The sequence below is a fragment of the Hymenobacter rubidus genome, from assembly GCF_016734815.1.
Classification (GTDB): domain Bacteria; phylum Bacteroidota; class Bacteroidia; order Cytophagales; family Hymenobacteraceae; genus Hymenobacter; species Hymenobacter rubidus.
Genome location: NZ_JAERQF010000014.1, coordinates 13048 through 29810 on the forward strand (window position 1 = coordinate 13048; position 16763 = coordinate 29810).

The following is a 16763-nucleotide window of genomic DNA, read 5'->3' on the forward strand; positions in this document are numbered from 1 at the left end:
AAACTGGCGGCGGTTAGTCTTGTAGTGCTTTCAGCAAACAGTCGCGCAAATCGGTGTAGTACTGGATGTTGATTTTGGTAATCATCTCATCCGATAGGTCGTTGAGCTGCTTGCGGGCGTTGAGCGGAATGAGTAGGGTGGAGGCCCCCTTTTCCACTGCCAGCTCGGCCAGGTTCACGGCGTTGTAGACCAGGTCTATCGAGCCGCCCAGGTTCAGCTGGCCTACCAGGGCGAGGCCGCCTTTGGTGCTCTTTTCCAGCAGCGAGCTGCAGAGCGCAATCAGCACGCCCATGCCCAGGCCGCTGCCGTTTTTGGAGGCATCGAAAGAGCGCAGCTGCACCGAGAATTCGTGGGCGCGGGGCTCCCGGTCGCCCAGCAGCTCTTTGGCTTTGCTGTAGAGGTTTTGCTCGGCAAAACGCACGCTCTCCTGGAAGGCGGGCGGGGCCGGCCGGTTGAGCACTTTCACGCCGCTGCCCGGCCCTACATTGACTTCAATCTTGTAGAGGCCGGCCGGCTCATCGGTGCCACCGGTGTTCAGCGTCCACACCTGCCCGGGGGGTTGGGGGTCTTCGCCAATGGTGTTCTCGCTGTGCAGCTCGGGGGTGGTGACGAAGGTTTCGATGCCGTCCGCGCCCAGGCGGTAGCTGAAATGGGTGTTGCGAAACTCGGCTGAGCCAATGCGCTTCTGCTGCTCTTTCACCCGCCGGCGGTATTCCAGGGCCAGCTTCACGGCCCATTCCAGCAGCTCATCCGAGATGGGGGCCGCTGGGTCGGGCTGCATCAGCTTCAGCAGGCCGTTGATGGTTTTATGCACGGCGGTGGTGTCGCGGCCGCTCAGGGCCCCGCCGAAATCTACCCGGGGCAGCACGGCCGAAATCCGGCTGGTGTCGCGCAGGCGCGTCCAGCACTCGGCCAGGAAGTCACTGACCAATCCGAAGTGCGTAGTGAAGTAGGCCTTGTGCAGCTTGGGGAAGTCCCAGCCGGGCACGAAGGCATGGATGCGGTCCATGAAGGCCGTATCGTCCCGCATCTCCTTGGGTAGCGGACCAAACAGGTGCCCGACACGTTGCTGGTGCTCCACGTCTACGTCGAAGTTGCCCACCAGTACCACCCCGCCATCGGCGCGAATGGGCTCCTTGCCGCGGCTGAACTCGCCGCTTTCCATGTAGCCCTTCATGATGTTGACCCCGTCCTTCTGGTCGAAGCTCACCCCCGAGACTTCATCGAAGCACACCACGTCGTACTTGCACACGAGGCCCCGCTCGCCGCTGCTCAGGTTAACGAACATTTTGGTGACCGTCGTTTTGCCGCCCGAAACGAGGTGCGAGTAGGGAGAAATCTGCTGGTAGAGATGCGATTTGCCGGTGCCGCGCGGCCCCAGCTCCACCAAGTTGTAATTGCGCTCCACAAACGGCAGCATCCGCACGAACAGGACGTTTTTGGCGCGCTCACTCATGCCGCCGGGCTCCATGCCTACACTACGTACTAAGAAGTCTTGCCATTCGGTTAGCGTGAACTGCTCCCGGCCTCGGTACAGCTCATTGAGAACGTTGCGCTGCGAAAGCTGAATGGGGCGCAGGCTGGCAATGCCGAACGGCCGGCCGCTGTTTTCCTGCGCAATGGTGGGGTCGTAGTCCAGCTCTACTTCGGCGTAGAAGCCGCCGGTCAGCATCCGGTCGTTTTCATTCACCATTTCCGGCGCAATCCGCACGTTGTTCAGGCGCAGGCTGGGCAGGGTGGCCACGTAGCTATCGGTGCGGGCATCCAGCTTCGCGGTGATGATGTCAATCAGCTTAATGGAGCCTTTTTCGCGGGCTTTGGATTTGAAGTACTCTTCCTCGCCGGGCCGCACGGTGCGGTCGGCCAGCTGCCGCTTTACTATTTCCAGGCCCTCCTGAATTTCTTCCTCATCGGTGGTGGCGCAGTAGCGGCCGAGGAGAAATTCAATGACGTAGGTCGGAACTGGATACGTTTTGCGGAACTGCTCCAGCAAGTCTTTGCGCACGATGAAGCCCTCAAAAGCGCGAGCGGCAATGTGGTCGAGGTTGTCTAATTCCATAACGTGCGCAAAATCACCCGCCCACCAGCGTGGACTGTTTATCCAGAATAGTGTTGTCGGGGCCAAGCAGTACAATGATAGCTGGTTGGCCTATAGCGTCATCGTCGACATAAAGCGATGCCTTGCCCCCGCCAACTGCTTTTGGAGCATGAACAAGCAGCGTGGAGTTAGCATCCGTCAGGTTCGTGCGCAGGTCCACGGTGGCTCCTTCGGGCGCATCATCCACCACTACATTACAGCGCAGGTTAGTCCACTTCTGCTGCGCTATTTTGCCAGCCATGGCCGCGGTTGCAGCTCCAACCTTGCTGATGGTCAGCACGGGCACCAGGCATTCGTGCAGGGAAAGCCCGCCGTGGGCAAACTCGACGTTGGCTTTGAAGAAGGAAATGCCGGGCGCGTAGGTGATGAATTGCTGTTGATTCCAGCTCCAGGGCAATTGCAGTAGCGAGGAGGTGGCCCCCGCTTTTAGCAGCGCGCAGCGGCCCCAGCGGGTATCAACCAAGTCCTTCGATAGCTGCTCTTTGGGCAGCCCATCGGGCAGGAGTAGCCAGCCGTGGTCGGTTACCAGGCGAATGCGAGCGGCTCCGCCTTCCAAAGCCCGGTCAACTGCTTCGCGCACACGGCGCAGTAGCTCCGGGATGCGGTGCACGATGCCGGCTTGTTCTTCGTGGCCTTTGGTATCCACGTCACCTATTTCCTGCCAGTACCGCTGCCCGCTTTTGAGAGCGTTACCCAGGGGTAAAAACGTATACCCAACCTCAGGGAGTGCTCCCCGAAAGTTAACGGCATTCAACACCTTGCCGGAAGCAGCTAGCTGGGGTACAAAATCAGCCACGTTGCTTTGGCGCGATACGATGCCTGCCAGGGGCGACGACCAGGCCTTGGCCGTGGGAGTAACGCTGGGCAGGGCCGACCACGCCGTGGTAAGCGTTACGTCGTAGCCATCTTTACGCAGCTGCGCCGCAAATTCCTGGGCTACTTCCAGCCGGAACGCATCGACGAACAGCACAAAGCCTTCTTCCGGCGGGGTTGGCACGCTGCCGGGCAGTAGTGCGCTGGCATCGGCCCGTAACAATTGCTGAAACCGGTCGGTGACTAATTCCAGCCACGGCTTGTAAAACAGGGTGGTGAGGGCGCGAATAGCCGCTTGGTCGGGGCCGGAGGTGACGGCGGCCAGGGCATTACGCATGGCTTGGTCAGCTTGGTAGCCCTGCGTTTCGTAGTAGTGCCGCAGCGTGGCCAGGTCACTATTGGGGACGGTAGCCGTGGTGGTTTTTACCAGCTGCAGCAGGCGGGGGAGGGCCTGCGCCAGGGGCGACTGCTGTAAGTCGGCCCACACCCATGCGCGGCGCATGCCGTGGGCGGCTTCCAGCGCGGTGAGCTGGGTAGCGGCGGCCGGGGGCAATTGCGCGGCCGCCTTCAGCAGCCCTTGCCGCAGGGCCGTTTCCTGCTCCTCGTTTACTTGCGGCCAGCTTTCGGGATTGGGGGCAAACATGCCGCCCAAGCCGGCGGGCTGGGCCTGGCGAAGCAGGGCGGGCAGCCCCTGATATTTCTTCGGGGCGTGCGTGTAGTGCTGCCACACGGGCTGCCACACGGCTTGCCGGCGCACCCCCAGCTTTTCGGCCACGGCCAGGCGTTGATTGGGGTCGGGAGTGAAGTCGAAGCGCGTTTCGCACAGCGTGCGGAATAAGGCTTGCCGACCGGGTTCCAGGCTGGCCAGGAAGGCGTCGCCCTCTTCCAGCCACCGCAGCACGCAGGAGGCCTCGTCGGGGAAGAGAGCGGTTAGCACCTGGGTCGCATCCAGGGTGCCCGCGCCATAGAGGGTTTCGCCATCTTCAAACAGCGTGGGCAGCGCCAGCAGCAAGGTATCCTTGGTAGCGGTGTCGGTGGCCGTGCGCCGGCCCAAGCCGCTGCCGGGGTTTTGAATGAAGGCGCTGATGGTCCACTCCTTGCCATTCTCCTGGAGCCAGACCACGCCCGTATACTGATACTCGCGCAGCGGGGCCAGCTGTAGGCCTTGCGGCTCGGGCGAGCGCAAGTCTCGTTTCGAAACCCCCGGCAGGTACAGCACCGGGATAACCTCCGGCCCCCAGTCGGCCGTGGGCAGCGCCCGCGCCACCATGCACTTGAGCCAGACGGCCGGCCCCTGGCGCAGGGCCGGGTTGTAGTCGCCCAGTACCAGCAGCTCGGGCAGGGCGGAGCGCAATAGCGGTAGCACGGCTTCCCATTGCCGCTCGGGGTCGAGCCACAGTATCACCTCGGGCGGCACCATGCTGCTGCCGTTGTGCTGGGTGGCTTCGCGCAGGCTGGCCAGGACTTTATCTTTCAGGGTGAGCTTGGGCATGGCATCCGCCGGGGCTATCGGGTGGGGGCTGGAAATTAGGGGGATTAGGCGGGCTGTTTGGCTTCGGTGGCTTCGCGGGCGGCGCGCTTTTCAGCGAGGGTGAAATGCTGGTCGTTGTCGCGCAGCTCGCCCCAGGAGGCGCTAGCGGGGTTCTTGCCCCGGTCGATGCCCCACTTGATGCCGGGCCGCCGGCGCAGTACCTCGGCTTCCATAAAGGGGCGGATGTTGAGGCGCACGCCGTCGTTGAGGTCGGGGTCCCATCCCAGGGGCTGCTGGGCCAGCGGCTTCCAGCGCACGAAGATGTCGTAGGGGCTTTCACCGGCCTGAATGGCTTTGAGCTGGCGGTCGAGGGCCTGGGCGGCCAGCAGGCGGCCGTCGGCCCCGCTTTCATTGCGCTTCACTTGCTGCTCGCACTGCCGCAGCCAGTCGCCGAGGTAGGTGTAAATGAGCTTTTGCAGGTTTTCGCGGGTGAGCTGGTGGTAGTTGACAATGGCGCTGAACCCATCGGCGCGGCCGTCCCAGATGTGCCACAGGAAGGGGCGCTGCTGAAACAGCTTGCAATGCTGGGCGAAGAACTCCTCGCGCAACCACTTGTCCAGGTTGCCCTTGGCTCCCTCGCGGGCTAGCAGCGTTTCGAGCGTAGTGGTGGTATAGGCGTCGCCGTACACGGCTTGTAGGTAGGTGCGCAGGGCCTCGGCAGCGGCCGGCTCGCCATTCACGGCGGGTAGGCACACAATGCCGTCGCCATCGGTGAGGTGGTCGTGGGCCTGGATGGCGGCCAAGTGGGCGCGGGCCTCGGGGGCTAGCTCCATGTCGGCATCCGTTTCGGCGGGCCAGCGGTAGCCGAGCAGCCGCGCAAGCGCCACCTGGAGCGGGGCGGTGCTGGGCTCGGGGTGCCCGTGAAACAGCCACTGCGTAGGGTCGTCGCTGTAGGGCAGGGGTAAGCCGTTGGGATATTGCTCGGCGGCTACTTTTTGCCAGTAGGCTAGGTCAAAGGGGACTTTGGCTAAAGTGGAGTTTGTGACTTTCAGTGATTGGTCTATGACACGAACACTTTTGTAGAATAAGTCTGAAGAGCAAAAGCACCAAATAGCAGGCAGATATGCCTTGCTAGTAGGGACTATCATACTAACGTTTGAGTCAAATTTGTTGCCCAAGTAGAATGAGCAAGACAGGCCACTCATAGCACTTATGGCTACTCCCTTCTTGTTCCAAATATGCTGGCCGCGCAGGTCCATATGCCTATCGGGTTTTTGAGCCTTTGCAAAAGCACGCAATTTCCCTTTTCCCTCTTCAAAGCGTATAGCTAAGCTAAAGCCATTCCATTCGTTAGCTCCGTTAGAAGTCGTTTGATACGGCTCCCAGATAGAATTGAGCGAAGTCAATTCCCAGAAGCTTCTAGTAAAAATTGGGTCGTCGCCAGTAGATATTCCCTTAGTTGATTTAGAATATTTATTCAATAATTCAGATTCATCTTGATTATTGAATACTATTCGTGCATCTGGATTTTTAATCTGCTTAGCTTGGTCAATAATATTTAAGTCTCCTTTGGATAAGCTGTCGCTTTTCTCTTCTGGCGTTTTTAGTTCGGAAGTGTCTAAACCAAAGAAGGTATGTGATTTAGCTGGTTTAGCTTGTGTGAATCCTACTAAAATTGCCTTTACTACTTCCCCAGTTATTTCGCGAAACGCACCTGGTCCCAAACGAGCAATAAATTGCCAGCTAGTTACTCGTAAAAGCTTTTCGCGAATTTTTTTATAGCTAGTTAGCGAGAGCCAGTTTTGTGGTGTTACAGAACAGGATAAGCCATCTGGTTTAGTTAAACGCATCATCCTTTCTAGGAAGACGGTTGCTAATTCATCTTTTGAATCAGGATAATATTTGCTGCAATAGTCATAAAGTATACGGTCTTGCTTGCCTCGTTTTAAGTAAGGCACATTGGTAATCAGCAAAGTATATTTCTGTGCCAACAACTTGCCGGCGAGGACTATACCCTGCGCTACTACCCCGCGTTCGGCCTGCTCATCGTCGTGTTTCGCTTGTTCTTGTGCAACAGCATTTTCTAGCATTGGTCTTAATTCATCAAAGCCCGCTATGTATATGTCTGTTTCTACTGCGGTAGGGTCGATGAGACTACCCAGTTCAGGCGCTTGCTGAAATAGCTCATAGAGGCGCTTCATGCCGTTACGCAAACGGGTATCGGTGCCCGCCAGGCGTTGCCACTCCTCCACTTTGCCCGTGGGGGCCAGGCCGCTGCACGCTAGGTTCAACACCGGCAGCGGCCGGTAGCCCCCGCAGAACTTCCAGGCCGTAAGGGCCAGGTTGAAGGCGGCAATCTGGGTGCAGCGGGCATCCAGCTCCAGGCCGTGTAGGTTGTCGGTCAGCACCCGGTCGGTGGCCTCCTCGGCAGTGAGGTGCTCCTCGTGCATCCGCAGCCGCGCCAGCATGGGGAAGGCCGCCGCCACAAAATGGCCCGAGCCCATGCAGGGGTCGAGCACCGTGAGCGCGGCCGTGGTGGCGGGCCAGCCCGCGAAGGTGCCGGCGGCCGGCTGGCCATCGGGCAGGCGGCGTAGGTAGTCGAGGCGCACGGGCGGCTGCTCGCCGGGGTGGCGCGCCACCCACCACGCACCCAGCGTGTTGTCGAGCAGGAAATGCACCATGTACGGTTCGGTGAAGAGCTGCGTCACGGCCGGCAGCCGGGCCCCGTCAATCTTGTCGCCGCTCGCGTTGATGGCGGCTTTGCGCTCACTCTGCCAGAACTGGTACACCCAGCCCAGGGCATCGTCGGCGGTGAAGGTGGCTTCTTCCAGCTTTTCCAGCAGGCTTTCCAAGGCAATGCGGTCGTCGGGCGCGAAAGCTACTTGCAGCAGCGGGTCTTCGGGCCGGAAGATGGCCGGAAGCATCCGCGAGGCGTAGGCCCCCGCAGCCGTCCACTTGTCGGCGTAGCCATCGTCGGGGCCTATCTCGGCCACGTCTTCCAGCGTCACGCTCACCCCGTCGTACATCAGCAGGTGGTTAGCTTCCAGAAAGCGGGCAAACAGCATCCGGTGCCAGTATTCATAGGCCAGTTCCGTGCTCAGGTGGTCGAGCGGCTGCCGGCCGTCGGCCGCCCGCACATCGCCCAGCAGCCGCCCCTTGGCCCGCAGCCGCACCCGCAGCTCGCGCCCCGCTGGGTCGAGGTGCCCAAAGGGCTCGGCCTGGTCTACGGCCAGGGCCGCCAACGCATTGCGGGCGCCCGTTTCAGCCACTTTGCGGGCTTTGATAACCGTGGTTTCGAGCGTGCCCCGTTGCGGAGCGGTGAGAACTGACATGGGTGGTGGGAAAGGGGTAGTCTGTTTTTTTGAGAGGATAAAAGAACGTCCTGCTGAGCTTGCCGAAGCAGCTCAACCGCTTCGACAAGCTCAGCAGGACGGGTAAGGAGCTAGGGACGCTGGATTAACGGCTGCGCTAATTCAGAATCACTGACTCGCCGCTATCCAACATTTCTTCCAGCTCAGCGCGTAGGCCATCAAGGTAATCATCCAGCTCGGGGCGCGAGGTAATGGTGGTGCGCGGCAGCTTGAAGGTTTTAACCTCGGGCTTTGCCAGTTTCACCGCCGCCTCGTGCACTGCCTGAAACTGCCCTGGCAAGGCCGCCAGCTTGGTATCCCAGCCTTCCAACGACACTTTTTGCAGGTTGCTGAGCAGGCCGGCGGCATCCAGCGGCGCGAGGGCAGGCTTGGCAAGCAGCTGGTTTTGGCCGAGCAGGTCGTGCTTTTGCGGCTGGGCCAGCTTGGCAAAATAGGCATCGTCCTGCAATGCAGTCATTCGACTATCATAGTCGGTGATGTAGCGCTGCTTGCGGTCGGTCAGCAGGGTTTTCAGCTCATCGGCCAGGCGCGCCAACAGCGGGGCCACCAGGTCGGGCTCGTGCAGCAGCAGGCGGTCATCGCGCAGGGCGTCGGCTTCCTGACGAATGGGCTCGATAACAGCCGAGGCGGGGGCCAGGCGCAGCAGGTCCATTAGCAGCGTCCATTGCGGCAGGCGCAGTTTCGCCGTGGCCGCCTGTTGCGTCCACTCCGTAAAGTTGGTGCGCAGGGTAGCTTGCTGCTCCAGAATACCCAGTAGCCGCTCATTGCCTTCCCGGCCTTTCAGGTCGTGCAGATGCTGCACATTGACTGGGGTAGGCATGGGCGGCTCGGCTCCCGCGCGGCCTGCCAGCTCCTGCAAGGTGCGCAGGTAGTCGCCGGAAATGGCCAGCTCCTGCCCCGACTGGCAGCTTAGGCCAGCCGACTGATAAAGCTGGCGCAGCTTTATCCGGTCCTTGGCCTCCACGGAGTGTACTTCCTTGCGGAATTCGGCCGCGCTTATCTTGCTCTGGTTAAGGGTCGTTTCCGGCGTGGATATCTGGTCGGTCAGGCGCAGCAGCAGCAATACCGCATCTACAGCATCCTGGTCAAAACCGAAGGGGCTTTTCATGAAGTACTGCCGGATGGCTTTGCCCGTGTGGGTGCCATTGCCCATGAAGCGCAGAATTTCTACCGCCACGGGGTGGTCTTTCACCTCGCCTTTCCAGCCCACTTTTTCCAGCGCTTCGGGCGCATTGCCAATGGCTTTGGTCAGGGCCGTGCCCCAGCCCACGTAGTCACCCTTGGCCTTGAACTCCGGGAATTGGCGGTCAGCCAAACTACCCAACGCCTCGCGGATATCGGGCAGCACGTCGCCGCTATCTATTTTTTTGCCCCCGGCCAGGTACACGGCAGCCTCTTTGCAGGCCGTTTCAATCAGCTCCTGTAAGGCCCGCTGGGCGAGGCCCCGCTGGGTTTCCATGCTCCGCCGCGCCTGCTCCGATTCGGGGGAGAGGTTGTGCGCTTTGCTCTTCAGCGTCAGGTCAGCCGCCAGATACCGCACAATTTCGCGGCGAATGTCCGGGTCACGCTGCTTGGCCACGTACACGTAGGCCAAAGGCACGGCGGCGCCTTCGCTGCGTATCTCGTTCAGCAGCAAGGCTTCTCCGTCGCTCCAGCCTTCCCGCACCCATACGTGCAGGCGGCTTTCCGTATTGGGCCGCGTCGTTAGCTGGTCCCATACTTCAAAGTCGCGCCGCAGCTTAGAGGTGCCGTGCAGAATGTTGATGGCCTTGGTGCGCTCCTTGAAGAAAGCCATTATCCGCTCCCGCAGCTCCCGCTGAATCTGGTCGCCGCCGGAGTTCGTCAGTTTGGCTTCGTGCTTCTTGAATTCCTGCTGCCATTCGCCCCCTACCTTGGTTTGCAGGCGATACTCCTGCTCAATGGGCATCAGGTGCTGCTGCGTCACCAGCCGCTGAATAGCGGCTTTTACTTCTTCGCGAAAGTTATCGGAGCCCTGGTTCAGGTTTTCCAGCAGCAGGTCCGCAATGGTGTTATCATCCGCCTTGATTTTATTGCCCGGCACGTTGTCGGGTAGCAAATCCAGCAGGAATACCACGGCCAGAATCCGACTTTCCAGCAGGCCGTGCGGCCCTTTGGTTTTTTGCAGCTCAATTAGGTTGTTCGTTTCATTCAGCAGCACTGGGCTCTGCGACATCTGGCCCTGCTTCTGCCAAAACACGAAGTCAGCGGGCACAATGCTGCCCAATTCCTTCTCCGCTACCAGGTTTACGCCTTCGTTCACGATACGCAGTTGGCTGCGCAGCTGCCCGTCCATGCCGGCCGTGTCAATGATTTGCAGGATGCGCTTCCAAAATTTGCGCGTCGAGGGCAGCATGGGATAATCAGCACTGAGCAAGTCGCGCTCGGCCGTACTATAGCTGAAATCGGAGCCGCTCAGGTTGCGCGAAATCTCCCCGAGCCGGTCTTCCATCAGCTTGCCCAGCGGGACTACCGCCGAAGGCTTCTTGGCCAGCACGGTTTTGCGCGTCACCGTTTCCACATCGGTATCGGAGAGCAGCACGCTCACCGAGAAGCGGTGCGTAAGGGGCAGGAGTTGGGGCGTATCCGTCAGCGCATTCTGGCCCGTGGCCACCAGCAGGAATTTGCCTTCAAACTCGGCGCACAAGTCCTGCGCCAGGTTCTGAATGTCAATCGTACGGCTGCTATCCTGTCCGATGAACTGCTGCACCTCATCGAGCACAATGATGGTGCAGGGAATCTTATCACCGAACCTGAGCGGCAGAATTTCCTTCTTAATGGTGTTAATCAGCTGCTCCCGGCTCAGCGTCTCATTCGGGTTCTGAGGCCGAAAGTTGGTTTCAAACCGGTCCAATACCTGGGCTTCCGAGTCGGCAAAGCTGGGCAGCAACTCTAGCACTGCGCGGGCCAGGATAGGCGAAACGGACAGGTTTTGTGCTTCTTCTTCCAGCGTAGTTCCCTCGGCTACCAGCTTCGCTACCAGCTCATCATGAATCCCTTGCTTGATGCACCAATGGACGAATTTGAACAAGTGCAGCTGAGCCGGCAAACCCAATTTTTTCAGCAGCAAGCTCAGGAAGGAGTACCTAATGTCTGGCGAAGGAAAGTCTTTCAGCGTACCAATTACGGCTAACTGTCCCTGTACTTTCTGCCGGCGGCCCAGCTCGACAAACAGGTCGTTGACGGGCGCAGGTAATGGCTTGATGGTGCGAGCGGTTACGCCGTTGGGAAAGTTGAAGTCCTCCCACAGATAGCCCAACATTTTTACCAGGTGCGACTTGCCGCTGCCGAAGAAACCGCTCACCCATACGGCGGGCTGCTGCGGCTTATCCAGATGCTTAAGGTAGGTGTCCAGAATACGCTGAAGCCCTCGCTCGTATTCACCTTCACACACGAAGGTTTCCAGCTCGTAACGGATAATCTTCAGCTCGTGGGCATTGATATTTACAACCCCGTCATTAAGCAGATTGCTGGATTGAGGCGTGAGCGTAAATAAGTCGCGGTTTAGCATGAGAAAAAGATAGGGGCTGAATTAGCCGAGAATGGGGCGGGCAAGGTAGTTCCATCCGTCGCGGGCATCCAGCAGACGGTATTGATTTTGGGTGTATTCTCCAGGAAAAAACACAAGCAGGCGGCCTTTGCAGGTACTGGCCACTGCTTCAAGCACGTCGGCTAGGCGCACAAAGCTGAACAACGCACTGGTGTCGCGCACCACCACCAAGGTCTGCTCATCCGGCTGGCCGGCCTCGACGGCGTCGCGCAGGTAGTCAATAGCATACTGCCGAAACCCTACTTCCAACTGGGTCATGAGGGCATTGGGCTTAGCAAAATAGCTTTCCCGGTACTTGTGCGCAGCCATCCACTGCGGAAAGCAAGGCTTGAGCGATACGACCAGCCAGCGCTTCCCTGCTTGCTTCGCCGACACTTCAAAATCACCAAAATGCAAGTCTATCTTGCGCTGCTCTGCCGGGTCGTAAACCAGAAACCACACGCGCTCATGGCCCGACAAGGTATTAGCCCAGGGCTCACGTAGCACCGATTGAAAGGCCAAGAGCAATGATTCAACTTTGGAGGCCATGCAGTCCTAACGTGTTGAAGAGTTGAGGGAAGGCAAATACCGTGACGGCCGCCGCTGCCTGATACTGCAGCAGGTTATGCAGAGCGGCATCCGCTGCTAGCTTGCGCACCTCTGCTTCGGGCAGCCCCAAAGCCTGCACCCACTTACTGCGTAGGATGAATTCGCCTCGTTCGCCGTGCAGAAAGGCCAGTAGTAAGGCGAAAGTCACCGCGTATCGCTGTGGCTGCGGCTGTACCCGGCGAGTTTTTACCTTTCCCTCCAAGTAGCCGGCCTGCTTCCAGGAACTGGCCAAGCGCTGCGCAATTGCGTGAGCACTGCTTGTGCTATAACGGCCTGGGTGTCGATGCTCTAACCCTGCTAGCAACTGCTCCACGGTAACAGGGTCACCTAGGCGGGTTTGTAGCACCAACTCCACGCTTTCTGCCAGCAGCGGCTCTCGGCCCAACGCCAGCAACATGGCCATTATTCGCTGGTCTGTTTCACCAGCCATCGGCCAGAAATAGGCAAATGCTCGAAAAGGAGCGTACTGCGGGTTGAAGGTATAGAGCTTCTGAAGTAGTATGTTGGTTTTGTCCAAATTGGACTTCGTACGCTTCCCTACCACGTTTTCGCCCAGCGAATCGTGAAAATTGCCACTAGCGGTAGCATAGTTCATTACCCGAGCCAGCTCCGCGAACATGATGGTGCGGCTCGTGTGGATAGAGGTAGTGGTAATCAATTCCTTCGGAACAAAAGCCAACGAGTGGTGAAGTAAGGGCAAGGGTTTTTAGCGTAAAGCTACTCAAATGCATTAGCAGAAGCAGCGTCACGGACAGTTTTAACGAATCAGCTAAGCTGACTTGAAAGCCACTCACCTCAGTTAAGGCTGTTCGGGCCAATCCTAAGCTCGTTACTAGGGATACCTCCTCCGCACTCAGTTTACCAGCTGCTTGCGCTTAAGCGCTTGCCGAATCTCCGCTGCAGCAACTTCCGCTGCGCCTTTAGGCCGACCGACCCAACTGGTATAGAGCGCGTGCCTGTAGGTAACTGGCACCGGCAACCGGTAGAGGTGCAGGTATAGAAAAAGCATATCGTACCACCACTCAGTATAAGCTGCTGGCAGATACCCCCAATGATGAAAGTTGCGATGCAGGTAGCTATTGAGGGCAAAGTTGCGTTCGACCACTACGCGAAGCTTCGACGAGGTTTGCAGGTCCTTTATCTCTTCGCCCATCTTAGCGTGGAGGGTCACGGTATCAGCCTCAGGCCATACTTTTTGAGTGTAGGCATGCCAGTCGAAAGCACTGCCCAAGGAGACAAGGGTTTGATTGGTGGCAGAGCTAAGTCCAGTATTCACTTGAGATTGCTGAGTGGCACAATTACTAGTTTAGTAGAATCACACCTTGTTAAGTAGCTGCTAAATAGTTAGCGTAAAACTAGCAGGCAAGACGGGATGACCCTTGCAGGACGACAGTGCAGGGTTATGGTAGACTTCTGTACCTTAGTAAAGGTGAACCAAAAGTGCCTACGCTTTGCTACCCTTGTTAGCAGCCATAGTAGAGCTGAGATTGGCAAGCAATTCAAATTTACTTCATTAGCCTACTGCGTTTCCATGAGTAAAGCCCTAATGCCTCAGCACATTATTGGTGAGCGAGGCGTCGTTGAGTTTGCCCGTTATTGCAATCGGCATATACCTTACATAATATTCCGAGAAACAACAAAGAGCGACTTTGGCATTGATGGCGAAGTAGAACTGGTTGTGAAAAACGCGGAGGGCCAGCTCCAGCCTACCGGGGAATTAATAAAGGTCCAGCTAAAGTCAACCAACAGCGCTCACAGCTACATGGGCCGGGAAACAGACGACAGCTTTGAATTTCATGCTCGCCAGGACGACATGGAATATTGGCTGGCCCACGAGAATAAGGTGCTCCTAGTGGTGTATGATGCCCGTACCGATGTGCTCTACTGCAAGCAGATAACAAGTATAGACGCTGGTACAGCCAGGAAAAAATATCCGATTCTTTTCGACAAGGTGGCCAACCGCTTGGAGATAGACCAGAATGATTTTCTTACTCGCTTCTCAGCAAGTGTGCGCACGCGCGTAAACTTTGATGCCAGCGAGATGCTGACCAGTAATCTGTTCAAGCTGCAGCCCGCACCTAAATCTTTGTACTCACATCGAGCCAACTACACCAGCAAGAAAGAGGTTTACGACTTGTTGAAGCAAGATGAGGTGCCACCTTTCCACGTCGAGAACGGCATCGTTTACACGTTTCAAGATATTGACTTGCCGGCATGGAGCCTCTTTAAAGAGAAGGTCGTAGAAGAAGCTTTGACGACCTATAATCGCCACCAATACATGAGGGGGCCACTGCTCCGCAAGATTGCTGTTCAGCTTTTGAATGTGCACATAAAAGACTTTATGTGGGACAATAAGCTGCGCTATAATAAGGACTACAAGCGGTTTTACTTTCCCAAGCCTCGGGAGGGCGATAAGCTGGTAGTACAATACACTACCCGCAACGGCCAGCCAGAAACCCGTACGGTAGTAGCAAATTATACCTATGGTAAGTATTCCTTCTATCGGCACTTCGCGTTCGAATACGACTGGCTATTCGATGAACAGGAAATTTACCTCGTGCTACAACCTAAATACCTGTTCACGTCTGATGGCACCAAAACCTTGCCCCCAGACCGTATTACTAAGCTGACCAACTACCTCACTGCTAGAGAATTCAATTCAACATTCCTTAATCATATCCACTTCATTCAAAGCTACCTCTTCAAAAACCATAACTCGTTAACGGTTTCCAGAAAACCAGACCCGGAAATTGTATTCTGGCCCTATTCTCGATTCAAGGCTGGCTTTAGCATCCCTGAGGACAGTAAAGCGGTAGCTAAAGCCGCTACAGTACTCGCTCCAATACCCGAACAACTCAAGCTCCTGTAAGCATGGAAGTACATATTCTATCCGAACCGCTTTTGCAGTTCGACAATGATTTCCTGTGTGACGACCCTAAGCTTGGCATTATGGCAGGTGGTTTTTTTTCCGTCGCCGATGGTTCTCACCGTTCCGAAATCCACTACGCAGTTATCGGAACCAAAATTGGGGTTGACCACACGTTGCGGTGGCTGGAAAATCTAGAATTCCCTATTGAGGCATCCAAAAAGGAACTCGGTCCAAATGCAAATGTGCTGATTGAAGATGGCGAGGTACGGGAGATACCATCGGAAGCAGAAGACGAGGAAATGGCGATTCTTCAACTGTTTGACAAAACGGATGAGGACGCACAAACGACTTCGACTCAAACGAAGCGCATGAATCCTGACTTTCCGGGTTTCAATAAAGACTCCGCGTTCAAATGCACATTCGTCAATGATTCAGATAATAACAAGACGATTCTGCAAGCCAAGATTGAGAAGAAGCTAAACGAAGAATTGCCCCCGCTGGAAATGGTGGTGCAAACAGCACATCTCTACATTGATGCTTACAAAGACATGCTAGAGACAAGTATGCCCAAGCCTAATATCTGCATACTCGTTATACCAACCAACGTCTTCACTAAGCTAGCATCGGTACGCTACGGCCAGAATCGATTCTTTAACTTTAAACGCTACCTGAAAGCTCAGCTTATTACAGTGCCAGGGGCTATCCCAGTGCAAATCATTCTGGAGGATACGGTAATTGGCAAGAAGAAGGGTATGCAGGATTTATCGATGCAGGCCTGGAATTTCTCTGTTGCCAACTACTACAAAAACGATAGCATTCCGTGGTCAATCAGGCTGAAAGACCGTGATACTTGTCACATTGGAGTGAGCTTTCATAAGGTACTAGACGAAGATGCTAACCTAGTGCAGGCCAGTGTGGCCCAGGCTTTCAATCACGAAGGAAAGGGGATAATATTTGTCGGAAGCAAATTCGAGTGGAATTCAAAAGTCGAACACACAGGAGCCCCTCATTTAACGTACCAGTACGCGCATGACTTAATCATTGCCGTGCTGAAAGAGTATCGGAAATTCAATAAAGGGCGTAGTCCCGACCGGGTTGTTATTCACAAAACCACTGATTTTTGGGATGCCTCGATTCACCAGGACTATGCCGAGGCAGAAGGCTTCAAGTATGGTATTCTGGAAGCGTTAGGAGAAGATGTAGAAGTCGATTTAGTTACCATCAAATCGGCTAAAATCAAGCTGCTACGAGAGCATGGGCGTTACCCAGTGATACGAGGTACGCTAATGCAAATTAGTGAGGTACACGGCATTCTGTATACTACAGGCTACATTCCTTACTATGAAACATTTCCAAGCGTTCACATACCACACCCTTTAGAAATTAGCATCTATGAAGGGGAATCTACCCTCAAAAAGGTGTGTGAGGAAATCATGGCGCTCACCAAAATGAATTTCAACAACTGCAATTATTACGATAGTATGCCGATTACTATTCGGTTTGCACAAAAGGTTGGTGAGATTATTCAGTACATGGACGAGGGAAGTACTCCTCCTACACGTTACTTGTATTACATGTAATTCACGATTAGAGCGCAACAGTCTGTTGATAGGCCCAGTCTTCGGGCGACAGAATGGCCTGCATGAAGGCGGAATAGCCTTGGTCGCGCCGTTCCAGGGCGTGCCGGCGTAGCGCCAGGCTGCTTTTGCTTTGCTCGAAGCCTTCCTGCTTGACCACGCGGCGCATGTTAGCGGGCAAGCCTTCAAGCCAATCCAAGTAGTCAGCCTCAGTGATTTCGCCAACTGCTTGCTGCTGGTAGCGGTAGCTGGCATTGCCCAACCGGAACAGGCGGGCGTGTTCAACTCGCTGCTCTTCGGGGAGCGCGGCTAGAAATTCCAGCTGCGACTGGTGGTACTTATCGAGTGGGTGTCGGGGCTGGAGCAGGTGTTCCATTCTTTAAAAGTGCGAAACAACCGCGATTGACC

General features: G+C 56.4%; 10 protein-coding genes. 2 read left to right on the forward strand and 8 right to left on the reverse strand.

All coding sequences use genetic code 11. From position 1 onward, the window contains the following. Positions 1-13: 13 nt before the first annotated feature. From brxL to JKL48_RS11505, 7 genes are all read right to left on the reverse strand, one after another. The gene (gene brxL, locus JKL48_RS11475) at positions 14-2059 is read right to left on the reverse strand and encodes a protease Lon-related BREX system protein BrxL (protein ID WP_201982531.1); all 2046 of its coding nucleotides are present in this window, start codon (positions 2057-2059) and stop codon (positions 14-16) included. A gap of 13 nt (positions 2060-2072) precedes the next feature. Then, a complete protein-coding gene (gene pglZ, locus JKL48_RS11480; RefSeq protein WP_201982533.1) occupies positions 2073-4403 on the reverse strand; it encodes a BREX-1 system phosphatase PglZ type B in 2331 nt (776 codons plus the stop codon). 44 nt (positions 4404-4447) lie between these two features. Continuing rightward, positions 4448-7714 (reverse strand): Eco57I restriction-modification methylase domain-containing protein, encoded by a 3267-nt coding sequence (locus JKL48_RS11485; RefSeq protein WP_201982534.1) that lies wholly within the window; start codon positions 7712-7714, stop codon positions 4448-4450. Between the two features lie 136 nt (positions 7715-7850). Then, complete coding sequence (brxC, locus tag JKL48_RS11490; RefSeq protein ID WP_201982535.1) at positions 7851-11282, reverse strand: BREX system P-loop protein BrxC; 3432 nt, start codon at positions 11280-11282, stop codon at positions 7851-7853. A 21-nt stretch (positions 11283-11303) separates the two neighbouring features. Further along, positions 11304-11849 carry a BREX protein BrxB domain-containing protein gene (locus JKL48_RS11495; protein ID WP_201982537.1) on the reverse strand — a complete coding sequence of 182 codons (546 nt, stop codon included), beginning with the start codon at positions 11847-11849 and terminating at the stop codon, positions 11304-11306. Then, positions 11833-12588, reverse strand: a complete 756-nt coding sequence (locus JKL48_RS11500) for a hypothetical protein (protein WP_201982538.1) — start codon at positions 12586-12588, stop codon at positions 11833-11835. The genes JKL48_RS11495 and JKL48_RS11500 overlap by 17 nt, the downstream gene beginning before the upstream one ends. Before the next feature lie 174 nt (positions 12589-12762). Then, the gene (locus JKL48_RS11505) at positions 12763-13185 is read right to left on the reverse strand and encodes a hypothetical protein (RefSeq protein WP_201982539.1); all 423 of its coding nucleotides are present in this window, start codon (positions 13183-13185) and stop codon (positions 12763-12765) included. A gap of 255 nt (positions 13186-13440) precedes the next feature. On the opposite strand from JKL48_RS11505, the gene JKL48_RS11510 reads away from it, so the two are divergent. Further along, a complete protein-coding gene (locus tag JKL48_RS11510) occupies positions 13441-14778 on the forward strand; it encodes a DUF4365 domain-containing protein (protein WP_201982540.1) in 1338 nt (445 codons plus the stop codon). Positions 14779-14780: 2 nt separating this feature from the next. Then, a complete protein-coding gene (locus JKL48_RS11515) occupies positions 14781-16358 on the forward strand; it encodes an argonaute/piwi family protein (RefSeq protein ID WP_201982541.1) in 1578 nt (525 codons plus the stop codon). 7 nt (positions 16359-16365) lie between these two features. Here the strand turns inward: JKL48_RS11515 and JKL48_RS11520 are convergent, their stop codons facing one another. Next, positions 16366-16731: a hypothetical protein gene (locus JKL48_RS11520; RefSeq protein WP_201982543.1), complete on the reverse strand. Its 366-nt coding sequence runs from the start codon at positions 16729-16731 to the stop codon at positions 16366-16368. Positions 16732-16763: the final 32 nt, after the last annotated feature.